10 protein-coding genes and 1 pseudogene are annotated in these 10,442 nt (G+C 65.1%); 6 read left to right on the forward strand and 5 right to left on the reverse strand.

The genetic code is table 11. The features are described from left to right. The first annotated feature begins 62 nt into the window (after positions 1-62). The 4 genes from FJW05_RS19540 (at position 63) to rpsP (ending at position 3,721) form a co-directional block, all read left to right on the forward strand. On the forward strand, positions 63-1,013 hold the full coding sequence (locus FJW05_RS19540; protein WP_140634945.1) for a CPBP family intramembrane glutamic endopeptidase: 951 nt from the start codon (positions 63-65) through the stop codon (positions 1,011-1,013). 341 nt (positions 1,014-1,354) lie between these two features. Further along, positions 1,355-2,935, forward strand: a complete 1,581-nt coding sequence (gene ffh, locus FJW05_RS19545) for a signal recognition particle protein (protein ID WP_140634947.1) — start codon at positions 1,355-1,357, stop codon at positions 2,933-2,935. Between the two features lie 7 nt (positions 2,936-2,942). Beyond that, positions 2,943-3,269 (forward strand): chorismate mutase, encoded by a 327-nt coding sequence (locus FJW05_RS19550; RefSeq protein ID WP_095770012.1) that lies wholly within the window; start codon positions 2,943-2,945, stop codon positions 3,267-3,269. 50 nt (positions 3,270-3,319) lie between these two features. Continuing rightward, positions 3,320-3,721, forward strand: a complete 402-nt coding sequence (gene rpsP / locus FJW05_RS19555; protein ID WP_140634949.1) for a 30S ribosomal protein S16 — start codon at positions 3,320-3,322, stop codon at positions 3,719-3,721. Between the two features lie 79 nt (positions 3,722-3,800). On the opposite strand, the gene FJW05_RS19560 is transcribed toward rpsP, so the two are convergent. The 3 genes from FJW05_RS19560 to FJW05_RS19570 all read right to left on the reverse strand — a co-directional run bounded on the left by FJW05_RS19560 (position 3,801) and on the right by FJW05_RS19570 (position 5,162). Next, a complete protein-coding gene (locus FJW05_RS19560) occupies positions 3,801-4,064 on the reverse strand; it encodes a YMGG-like glycine zipper-containing protein (protein WP_140547045.1) in 264 nt (87 codons plus the stop codon). A 146-nt stretch (positions 4,065-4,210) separates the two neighbouring features. Then, positions 4,211-4,738 (reverse strand): SRPBCC family protein, encoded by a 528-nt coding sequence (locus FJW05_RS19565; RefSeq protein WP_140634951.1) that lies wholly within the window; start codon positions 4,736-4,738, stop codon positions 4,211-4,213. A 13-nt stretch (positions 4,739-4,751) separates the two neighbouring features. Next, complete coding sequence (locus FJW05_RS19570) at positions 4,752-5,162, reverse strand: DoxX family protein (protein ID WP_140634953.1); 411 nt, start codon at positions 5,160-5,162, stop codon at positions 4,752-4,754. 137 nt (positions 5,163-5,299) lie between these two features. On the opposite strand from FJW05_RS19570, the gene FJW05_RS19575 reads away from it, so the two are divergent. Beyond that, the gene (locus FJW05_RS19575; protein WP_140634955.1) at positions 5,300-5,719 is read left to right on the forward strand and encodes an ACT domain-containing protein; all 420 of its coding nucleotides are present in this window, start codon (positions 5,300-5,302) and stop codon (positions 5,717-5,719) included. A gap of 198 nt (positions 5,720-5,917) precedes the next feature. Here the strand turns inward: FJW05_RS19575 and FJW05_RS27975 are convergent. Next, positions 5,918-6,166 (reverse strand): annotated as a pseudogene (locus tag FJW05_RS27975) (GNAT family N-acetyltransferase); the annotation flags it as partial. Positions 6,167-6,480: 314 nt separating this feature from the next. Next, positions 6,481-7,515 (reverse strand): aspartate-semialdehyde dehydrogenase, encoded by a 1,035-nt coding sequence (locus FJW05_RS19590; protein WP_095770019.1) that lies wholly within the window; start codon positions 7,513-7,515, stop codon positions 6,481-6,483. A 681-nt stretch (positions 7,516-8,196) separates the two neighbouring features. Between FJW05_RS19590 and FJW05_RS19595 the strand changes: the two genes are divergently transcribed. After that, positions 8,197-10,083 (forward strand): DEAD/DEAH box helicase, encoded by a 1,887-nt coding sequence (locus FJW05_RS19595; RefSeq protein WP_140634959.1) that lies wholly within the window; start codon positions 8,197-8,199, stop codon positions 10,081-10,083. The last annotated feature ends 359 nt before the right edge of the window (positions 10,084-10,442 follow it).

Below are 10,442 nucleotides of genomic sequence, written 5' to 3' on the forward strand. Positions count from 1 at the left end.
AATCGCGCGCTAACCACCGACCTCCTACACAATACAGCCTAAGCCTTCGGCAGAGGAGCCGCGTGACGATCGAAAATGCCGCCTTCGAGCGCTATCGCCGCTCGCCGAACGAAAAGACCACTTTGCTGCGGCTGTTCTTCGGCACGGCAATCGTCATTGCCTTCTGGATGGCGGCGACGGCCGTCGTGCTGTTTGCCGGCACCTATGTCTACCTCGTCTGGCGCCTGCCCGGCCCCTCGACCGGGCAGTATATGCAGGACTTCCTGGCATCGCCCGTCGGCATCCTCAGCGCGCTGACCTCCTTTGCCGGCATCTGGATCGGCCTGTGGGTGGCGATGCGCTTGGTGCATGGCGAGCCGCTGTCGGCTCTCTTTGGCGTCGGCCGCCGCATCGCGGGCGGCGATTTTCTCAAGGGCCTGGTCGCGGTGCTGATCACCTCGCTGTTTTCCGAGGTGCTGCTCTATTGGCTGCAGCCGGAGATCGCGCGCGGACCGATCGCCCTCTCGTCCTGGCTGCTCTTCCTGGCGCCGATCGCGCTGCTCGCCTTCCTGCAGACCTCGTCGGAGGAAATGCTGTTTCGCGGCTATCTGCTTCGCGCCCTCGCTCATCGTTTCAGGAGCCCGCTGGTCTGGGCGGCGCTGCCGGGCCTGCTGTTCACGTCGCTGCACTGGAACACGGCCTCGACGCTGGCCATCAATGCCAGTGTCTTCATCTCGATCGGCACATTCGCCCTGCTGCTGACGCTCCTGGTCTATGTCACCGGCAATCTCGGCGCCGGCTTCGGCGCCCATCTCGGCAACAACCTGACCGGCTTCCTGCTGATCTCGCACCAGGAGGCCTACAATTCCTTCGCGCTGCTCAATGCCAAGCCCCTCGAAGGTCCCGGCTGGACCCATCTGGACGCCGTTCTCATCGCTGCGATCGGCGTCGTCAGCACGCTTTTGACGATGCTGCTGCTTTTGCACCGGCGCTCGCCGCTGCGGGTCGGCACGAACAAGCAGAGCCTGGGCTGAGCTGCCGTCAATCGCGGCGTTTTGGCCGGGATTCCAGCATAGTTTCTTGACGCATGTCGTCGCCGCAAAACCGCTGCGCACTCTTGCGCGACATGCGTTGGCCTTGACTCCGCGGCCGATTTCCTGTCTAGAGCCGCTGAATTCCGCGACGAGTTTTCTTTCGCGAAAGCCGACCAGGACGCCGAAGCCTCTTTGAGGCGGCTGCTGTAAAGAGATCCTGGAGGCCAACACCCGGCAGCGCGATGCGCCCCCGGGTGCTTTTTGGCTTTGCGCTTTTGCTTGGCGACCCGGCGCGAACGCACTACCTCTCGGTCGAACCCCACCGAGATCAAGGACCGCAGATGTTTGAATCCCTCCAGGAGCGTCTTGGCTCCATCCTGAACGGCCTGACTGGTCGCGGCGCGCTGTCCGAGGCGGATGTCTCGGCGGCTTTGCGCGAGGTGCGCCGCGCGCTGCTCGAGGCCGACGTCGCGCTGGAAGTGGTTCGCTCCTTCACCGACAAGGTGCGCGAGAAGGCGGTCGGCGCCGCGGTGCTGAAGTCGATCAAGCCCGGACAGATGGTCGTCAAGATCGTCCATGACGAGCTGGTCGAGATGCTCGGCGCCGAGGGCGTGGCCGTCGACCTCAACGCGCCGGCGCCCGTCGTCGTCATGATGGTCGGCCTGCAGGGTTCCGGCAAGACGACGACCTCGGCCAAGATCGCCAAGCGGCTGACCGAGCGGCAGAACAAGAAGGTCCTGATGGCCTCGCTCGACACGCGGCGGCCCGCCGCGCAGGAGCAGCTGCGCCAGCTCGGCGAGCAGACCAAGGTCGCGACGCTGCCGATCATCGCCGGCCAGAGCCCGGTCGATATCGCCAAGCGCGCCGTGCAGGCCGCCAGGCTCGGCGGCCATGACGTCGTCATCCTCGACACCGCCGGCCGCACCCATATCGACGAGCCGCTGATGGTCGAGATGGCCGACATCAAGAAGGTGTCGAGCCCGCACGAGATCCTGCTCGTCGCCGACTCGCTCACCGGTCAGGACGCCGTCAATCTGGCGAAAAGCTTCGACGAACGCGTCGGCATCACCGGCCTGGTGCTGACCCGCATGGACGGCGACGGCCGCGGCGGCGCTGCGCTGTCGATGCGCGCCGTCACCGGCAAGCCGATCAAGCTCATCGGCACCGGCGAAAAGATGGACGGGCTGGAGGAATTCCACCCCAAGCGCATCGCCGACCGAATCCTCGGCATGGGCGACATCGTCTCGCTCGTCGAGAAGGCTGCCGAGACCATCGACGCCGAGCAGGCGGCGGCGATGGCGAAGAAGATGCAGTCGGGCAAGTTCGACCTGAACGATCTCGCTCAGCAGCTTCAGCAGATGTCGAAGATGGGCGGCATGGGCGGCATCATGGGCATGATGCCCGGCATGGGCAAGATGAAGGACCAGTTGGCCGCCGCCGGCCTCGACGACAAGATGTTCGGCCGCCAGCTCGCCATCATCTCCTCGATGACCAAGGCCGAGCGCGCCAATCCCGATATCCTCAAGCACTCGCGCAAGAAGCGCATCGCCGCCGGCTCCGGCACCGACGCGGCCGAGATCAACAAGCTCTTGAAGATGCATCGCGGCATGGCCGACATGATGAAGGCGATGGGCGGCAAGGGCAAAGGCGGCGGCCTCATGCGCGGCATGATGGGCGGCCTCGCCTCGAAAATGGGGCTGGGCGGCATGATGCCCGGCGGTGGCATGCCCGATCTTTCCAAGATGGATCCCAAGCAGCTCGAGGCCCTGCAGAAGCAGGCGCAGGCCGCCGGCCTCGGCAAGGGCCTGCCGGGCGGGCTTCCCGGTGGCGGCGGACTGCCGGGCCTGCCTGGCGGCATGAAGCTTCCGGGTCTGCCGGGCCTGGGCGGCGGCGGGCTGCCCGGTTTGGGCAAGAAGAAGTGAAGGGGCGATGAACGAGGAGAAAGACATGGCCGATGCACGCGCCATCCTGGCCGGCTACCGCGCTTCGATCGACAATATCGACGCCGCCCTCATCCATATGCTGGCCGAACGCTTCCGCTGCACCAAGGCGGTCGGCGTTCTGAAGGCCGAGCATGGCCTGCCGCCCGCCGACCCCGCGCGCGAGCAGCAGCAGATCGCCCGCCTTCGCCAGCTGGCGAAGGATGCGCATCTCGACCCGGATTTCGCAGAGAAATTCCTCAACTTCGTCGTCCGCGAAGTGATCCGGCACCACGAACAGATCGCCGCTGCCAACGGCGTGACGAAAACCGGCTGAAACCAGCCGAAAACTCATCAACGAAATCAGAGCTTTTAGGAGACAAAGAAATGGCACTGAAGATCAGACTGGCCCGTGCGGGCTCGAAGAAGCGTCCTTACTACCACGTCGTCGTCGCCGACGCCCGTTCGCCGCGCGACGGCCGTTTCATCGAGTCGCTCGGCTCGTGGAACCCGCTGCTGCCGAAGGACGGCGAGCGCGTCAAGGTCGACGCCGGCCGCGTCAAGCACTGGCTGTCGCATGGCGCCCAGCCGACCGACCGCGTGCTGCGCTTCCTCGACGAGGCCGGCATTGCCAAGCGCGAGGCCCGCTCGAACCCGAACAAGGCGCTGCCCGGCAAGAAGGCGCAGGAACGCGCTACCCTGTTGAAGAAGGCCCAGGAAGACGCCGCAGCTGCGGCTGCCGCGGCGAGCGCCGCGCCGGCCGAGGTTGAAGCGGCCAGCGCCGAGTAATCACGGTTCTTCGTCGCTTATGAAAACGGCGGGCATCGGCCCGCCGTTTTTCTTTGTTCGATTTGTCCGATCCGATGCTTCAATAGCCGGACGGGCAGCGCGCTACGTAGACGCGGCCGTAGCGGTCGCGATAGCGGCACTGGCCGCTTTCGCTGGCATGGCCGATCAGCGCGCCGGCCACCGCGCCGACAGCGCCGCCGACAATGGCCCCTTGGGTCGGGTTGTTGGCCACAGCAGCGCCTACAGCCGCACCGCCCAACCCGCCGATCGCAGCACCCTTTTCCGTTTGCGAGCAGGCGCCCAAGGCCATGGTCAGCACCAGGATGGTAATTGCTTTCTTCATCGCTATTCCTCTCTCAAGCGCCGTCCTCGCCGCCATGCCCTAAACTCACAAACAGCTAAATTGATCCCGACAATGATGAAGATTGGCCGGCTACGCCCAGCCGGATTTACAGCACTGAACGCCAACTTGTTGAAACTTCGTGGTTTTCAGCGCTCCGTGAGGCGCTTCAGATTGCCGAGCCCGGCCTCGAAATCCTTGCCGACCAGCGTGTCGAAATTCATGAACAGGCCCATCAGCTTGGCGATGAAGGGCCTTGCCCCGCGCATCGCCCAGGTGACGGTCGTGCCCTCGCCGGACGGCGAAAGCGTGAAGTCGACACTGTTGTTGGCCCTGAACGGCTTTTCGAAGTCGAGCTTGAGCGACACCAGCGACGACGGCACCGAATTCGTGATCTCCATGCGGCCCTTGCCGGCCTTGGAGTTGCCTTCCCAGGCATAGGCCGCGCCCTTGCCGCTTTCGGCGCCGGACAGCGTGCGCCTCATGCCGGGGTCGAGCTTTTCGTAGGGCGACCATTCGGGCCAGCGCCGGAAATCGTTGATCAGCGGGAAGATCGTCTCGGCCGGCGCCTTGATGCTGGCCGAACGCGTGACGACGAAATCGTTCGGCCGGGTCGCGGCATAGATCAGCATCGCGGCGATGATGACGACCAAGATAATGAGGATGGTGGCAAACATCTCTTTTGCTCCTCTATCGCGAGACCGGGATCAGCGCGCGCACCCTCTGGTCGCGCAGGTAGAGCCCGCCCCACAGGATGATGCCGATATAGACGCCGAACAAGGTGTGCGAGAAGAGCGGATTGCCGATCCGCACATGGGTTGAAATCGCGCCGCCCATATAGGCGGTGAGCAGGATGGCGCCGAGCACTGATGTGCGCGGCAACGCATAGAGCGCGGTCGAGATCAGCCCGATAATCCCGATCAGGCGCGCGACATTGGCGTCGGCCGGCCAACCGAGTTCGGTCATCGTCTGGCTGACGACATCCAGCGGCGGCAGCTTGATGACACCGTCGAAAATCATGAACAGGACGACGGCGGCGCTAAGCACGCGCCCGGTCCACAAGGCGCCGTTCGAGACAGGCGCGGCTTCGGAAATGCTCACGGATGTTCCCTCCTGATGGTTCAAGGGCTGGCTCTCTGCCAGCTTCGAACCAAGGACGGAGAACCACGCGGCGATCCTACGGGTCGGGTGCGTTTTTTTCAAAAGCGTGGTTCAGTGAATGGAACGGAGGAGACAAGATGACCGGTGAGACCGACCTGCGCAGGCTGTTGGCGTCGATGACGCCGCGACTGCTTGCCGACGTCTATGTCTTCACGACGCTGGCGCCTAACACACCGGTGCCGCATGGGCTCGATCCCGTCATGCAGTTCCGCGAGCGCGAAGGCCTGACCCTGATCGTGACCGAAGATGAAGCCAAGGCTGCCGGCCTTGCCGGCACGTTCCGCAACCGGATGATCACGCTCGACATCCACTCCTCGCTGGAAGCCGTCGGCTTCCTCGCCGCCATCACCAAGCGGCTGGCCGCAGCCGGCATGGGGGTCAATCCCGTCTCGGCCTTCTATCACGACCATCTGTTCGTGCCGGCGGAGCGGGCGGAGGAGGCGCTGGCTATGTTGCGCGGCCTGGCGGCCGAAAATGCGCCTGAACTCAACGCCTGAGGACATAAAGAATATCCGGCAGCCCTTCCTCATTGGTCGAGCCGTCGCCGAAGGCTTCGGCGCGAAAACCGTGGCGTTCGTAGAAGCGGCGCGCGCCGGCATTGGCCTGGAAGCAATGGAGCTTGACCAGAGCATGCCGGCGGTGGCTTGGGCAAGCAGCCGGCTGCCGATGCCTTGTCCTGTCCAGGCCGGATCGAGATAGAGCTGTTCGACCCAACTCTCATTGACAGCGATGAAGCCGACGATGCGGCCGTCGGCCTCGGCGACCGTCACCTGCTGCTTGGGCAGGACGATGTCGCGGATGAAGAACAGGTCCTCCTCCGGTGTGTGCAGCAACGGCATCCAGTCGAAGGCATCGAGCGACGCGCGCATCATGGTCGCGATGGCGGGGGCGTCGGAAGCGATGGCCGGGCGCAGGAGGATATCTGAGGGCTCTGGACCGATCATGAGGGCGGTTTCCCCTTCTCCCCTTGTGGGAGAAGGTGTCGCCGAAGGCGACGGATGAGAGGTGTTCCAGCTTGACACGGACTTAAGCCGGCATTGAGTGCGACGGTAGAGGTCGCCAGCGTCTCACTCCGCTGGAACACCCCTCATCCGTCTCTGCGCTTCGCGCCGATCCACCTTCTCCCACAAGGGGAGAAGGGGGAAGCGCCACGGCCGAAGGCCGAGCCCGCCACTGCGGGCCGCCGGCCGTCCGGCGCGCCCGCGCAGGGCCAGCCGCGGCAGCGGCGGTGCGGCCCGTGAGCGAAAACAAACCGCCGTCAGGCCGCCTTCTTCTTCGGCTGGATCAGGCCGCGCTCGACCAGGAGCTCGGCGATCTGCACGGCGTTGAGCGCCGCGCCCTTGCGCAGATTGTCGGAAACGACCCACATCGACAGGCCGTTGTCGACGGTCGAATCCTCGCGGATGCGCGAGATGAAGGTGGCGTCCTCGCCGGCCGATTCGAGCGGCGTGATATAGCCGCCGTTCTCGCGCTTATCGAGCACCTGGCATCCAGGCGCCTCGCGCAGGATCTCGCGCGCCTCATCCGCCGTGATCGGCTTCTCGAACTCGATGTTGACGGCTTCCGAATGGCCGATGAACACCGGCACGCGCACGCAGGTCGCCGTCAGCTTGATCTTGGGGTCGAGCATCTTCTTGGTCTCGGCCACCATCTTCCACTCTTCCTTGGTAAAACCGTCGTCGAGGAAGACATCGATATGCGGGATGACGTTGAAGGCGATGCGCTTGGTGAACTTCTTGACGTCGACCTGGTCGGCGACGAACACCGCGCGGGTCTGGGTAAACAGCTCGTCCATGCCTTCCTTGCCGGCGCCCGACACCGATTGGTAGGTGGCGACGACGACGCGCTTGATGGTGGCGACGTCATGCAGCGGCTTCAGCGCCACGACCAGTTGCGCGGTCGAGCAGTTCGGGTTGGCGATGATGTTCTTGCGCGTGAACAGCGAGATCGCGTCCGGGTTCACTTCCGGCACGATCAGCGGCACGTCCTGATCGTAGCGGAAGGCCGACGAGTTATCGATGACGACGCAGCCCTGCTTGCCGATTTTGGGCGACCATTCCTTCGACACATTGCCGCCCGCCGACATGACGCAGATGTCGGTGTCGGAAAAATCATACTGGTCGAGCGCCTTGACCTTCAGCGTGCGGTCGCCGAAGGACACTTCGGTGCCCTGGCTGCGCCGCGACGCCAACGCCACCACTTCGCTCACCGGGAAGCCGCGCTCGTCCAGAATGTTGAGCATCTCGCGGCCCACATTGCCCGTGGCGCCGACTACCGCAACCTTGAAACTCATAAGATCTCCTGTCCCTCTCCGCTTGGTTGTTGGAGAAACCCGCCGGCCTCATGCGGGTTCCGTCCCCCGGGCCGGACCCGGGAGAGGGTGGTTAGGCCAAGGGAATCACACCGTTTTGGTGCTGGTTTTGCCGGTTTTCTTGGCCAAGAATGGGGTTTTGCTGGAACGGACGGACGCGTCTGAACGCCCGGCCCAATGGTTCACATCGTGGCTGGGGGTATCGAATGCAAGAAGAGCCATCGAAAGGCCGCGCATCGAGGATGATCCCGTTCGAAGCGGGCTTTTACGCGGTTTGGCAGAAGAGTCAATCGGCGCAGCGCTTCTCCTTCTCCCCTTGTGGGGTGAGAAGCGGTCCGCGTTAGCGGACGAAAAGCCAATTGCTTGGCTTTTCGAGCTTCGAACGCCCTGAGCCTGCGAAGGGCCGGGTGGTGGATCGGCGCGCAGCGCCGAGACGGATGAGGGGTATTCCAGCGGAGTGAGACGTTGGCTTTCCCTGGAGCACCCCTCATCCGGCCGCTTCGCGGCCACCTTCTCCCACAAGGGGAGAAGGGAGAGGCGGTGCCGCCTGCTCTGTACAATGGCGGCTGCAGGAAGTACGAACGGCCCAAATACCGTTGGCTGGCGCAGTGCCGGCCTTGTGCTCCATGACGAGCGCAGAACCCCGAATTCCGAAAGAAGAAAATGTCCAGTTTCGAAACGATTGTTCCTGCGCTGGCGCAAGCGCTGGAAAAACGCGGCTATGTCGCGCTGACGCCGGTGCAGAAGGCGGTGCTTGGGCCGGAGCTCGGCGAGGCCGACGCGCTGGTGTCGGCGCAGACCGGCTCCGGCAAGACCGTCGCCTTCGGCCTTGCCGTGGCGCCGACCCTGCTTGGCGACGCTGAGCGGTTTGCCGAGGCCGCCGCGCCGCTCGGCCTGGTCGTGGCGCCGACGCGCGAGCTGGCGCTGCAGGTGCGGCGCGAGCTGGAATGGCTCTACGAGCTGACTGGCGCTGAGATCGCCTCCTGCGTCGGCGGCATGGACATGCGCACCGAGCGGCGCGCGCTGGAGCGCGGCGCCCATATCGTCGTCGGCACGCCCGGCCGGCTGCGCGACCACATCACGCGCGGCGCGCTCGACATGTCGGCGCTGAAGGCGGTCGTGCTGGACGAGGCCGACGAGATGCTCGACCTCGGCTTCCGCGAGGACCTCGAATTCATCCTCGACGCAGCGCCCGCCGGGCGCCGCACGCTGATGTTCTCCGCCACCGTGCCGCGCTCCATCGCCACGCTGGCGAAGAGTTACCAGCGCGACGCCGTGCGCATCTCGGCCGGCGGCGGGGAAAAGCAGCATCTCGACATCGAGTACCGGGCGCTTTCCGTCGCGCCCGCCGATCGCGAGAACGCCATCATCAACGTGCTGCGCTTCTACGAGGCGGGCAACGCGATGGTGTTCTGCAACACCCGCGCCGCGGTCAACCATCTCACAGCGCGTTTCAACAACCGCAATTTTGCGGTGGTGGCGCTGTCCGGCGAGCTCAGCCAGAACGAGCGCAGCCACGCCCTGCAGGCGATGCGCGACGGCCGTGCCAAAGTCTGCATCGCCACCGACGTCGCCGCGCGCGGCATCGACCTGCCCAATCTCGATCTCGTCATCCACGCCGACCTGCCGAGCAATCCGGAGACGCTGCTGCATCGCAGCGGCCGCACCGGGCGCGCGGGCCGCAAGGGCGTCAGCGCGCTGATCGTGCCGGGCAATGCGCGCCGGCGCACCGAGCGGCTGCTCGCCAATGCCGGCCTGACCGCGGCCTGGGCGAGCCCGCCCTCGGCCGACGAGGTGCTGCGGCGCGACGACGAGCGCATCCTGGCCGATCCTTCCTTCGGCGAGCCGGTGAAGGAGGAAGAGCGCGACTTCGCCACGGCGCTTCTGGAGCGGCATGGCGCCGAACTGGTGGCCGCCGCTTTCGTGCGGCTTTGCCGGGCAAGCCGCTCGGCGCCTGAGGACCTGATCGATGTCGCGCCCTTCGCCCCATCAAAGGAGAAGTTCGCGCGCCGGGAAGAAATATCGGGCCGCGGGGAAGAAACATCGGGCCGCCGCGACGATTTCGGCGACAGCGTCTGGTTCTCGCTGTCGGTCGGCCGCCGGCAGAATGCCGAGCCGCGCTGGCTGATCCCGATGCTGTGCCGCACCGCCGGCATGTCCAAGCGCGAGATCGGCGCAATCAAGATGCAGCCGGAGGAAACCTTCGTGCAGATCGCCGCCGACTGGGCCGACCGGTTCGTCGCCGCGATCGGTCCCGACCGCAAGCTGCAGGGCAACATCGCGGTCAGGCGCATCGACGGCACGCCGGACTTGTCGCGCGCCGGCTATCAGCCACAGAGGCCGGAGAAAAAGCCGCATCGCGGCAAGCGTTCTTTCGACCAGGGCGCGCCCGGATTCGAGAAGCGAGCGCCGGGCGAACGACAGCATGCCGGGGCGCTGGACACCTGGGCGAAGAAACCCGGCAAGGCGAAATTCGACAAGCCAAAGTTCGACGGGCCGAAATCCGACCAGCCGGCAAAGCGAAAGAAGCAGAAGAAGCGGCCAGCGTAGGGTCGCGACGGAAGGCGGAGGCAGGCCCTCGGCGAATGCTCGGCGCTCTCTTTCGGCGGCAAATCGCAACCATTCGAGATTGGCCGAAGCATTCCAAACTTCGTCATCCACGGGCGGAGCGGGAGCGAAGCGGACGCGCAGACCCGAGAATCCATTCCGTGACCTCGCGCGAAGGGTAGAGGCGATGCAGAACGAGGGCTTTTTCTGAACCGCTGCGACGCTCGTAGGTCACGGAATGGATTCTATGGTCTGCGCTGCGTCGCTTCGCTCCTTGCTCCGCCATAGAATGATGGGTGGACGGCCCCTTGCGGCATCGAATGTGCCAAACTGGCCGTGTTGAAACCCCAGCGGAGGAGACC

The organism is Mesorhizobium sp. B2-9-1 (genome assembly GCF_006439455.1).
Taxonomy (GTDB): Bacteria; Pseudomonadota; Alphaproteobacteria; order Rhizobiales; family Rhizobiaceae; genus Mesorhizobium.